This window comes from Pseudoalteromonas sp. TB25 (assembly GCF_000497995.1).
Taxonomy (GTDB): Bacteria; Pseudomonadota; Gammaproteobacteria; order Enterobacterales; family Alteromonadaceae; genus Pseudoalteromonas; species Pseudoalteromonas distincta.
This window is the reverse complement of record NZ_AUTI01000106.1, coordinates 1-685: the sequence shown is the minus strand read 5'-3', so window position 1 is coordinate 685 and position 685 is coordinate 1. Positions and strand designations below refer to the sequence as shown.

Genomic DNA, 685 nt, shown 5'->3' with positions numbered 1-685 from the left:
GTTCTGGCCGTAACTGGACGCTTGAACTTTACAACCCTTGCCCAGGTGTAATGGATACAGCCCCTGCAAGTAACGATTACAAACCTGGCTTTATGGTTGATTTAATGGCTAAAGATTTAGGACTTGCCATGGAAGCCGCGCAGCAAAGTAATTCAACAACCCCAATGGGTTCAATGGCTAAAAATTTATACACTATGCTACAGCACCAAGGTGCGGGTAGTGATGACTTTAGTGCCATTTTTAAACTGTTTTCTAAGTAGGAGCAACGCGTGGAAATTAAAAATAACACGGTAGTAATAACCGGTGGCGCACAAGGTTTAGGCTTTGCAATGGCGAAAAAGTTTGCACTTATGGGTGCTAACATTGCTTTAATAGATATGGCACAAGACTTATTAAACACCGCACGCGAGCAACTTATGCAATTAATGCAGCTTGAGGGTGTAACTAGCAATATAAAAGGGTATGCAGCAAACGTAACAAATGAGAGCGAAGTAGAAAACGTATTTAATACCATTAACAGCGATTTTGGCCACATTGGTGTGCTTATAAATAACGCCGGTATTTTACGCGACGGCATGTTTATAAAGGCTAAAGATGGCAAAGTGGTAAAAAAAATGTCTCTTGAGCAATTTCAATCAGTTATTGATGTAAACCTGACCGGTGTGTTTTTAGCAGGGCGGGAAGC

General features: G+C 41.3%; 2 protein-coding genes. Both read left to right on the top strand.

The window, feature by feature from the left end; all coding sequences use genetic code 11:
* A partial coding sequence (locus tag L652_RS0102255; protein ID WP_024603245.1) for an NAD-binding protein occupies positions 1-260 on the top strand: 260 nt, incomplete at its 5' end.
* Between the two features lie 9 nt (positions 261-269).
* A partial coding sequence (locus L652_RS0102250) for an SDR family NAD(P)-dependent oxidoreductase (protein WP_024603244.1) occupies positions 270-685 on the top strand: 416 nt, incomplete at its 3' end.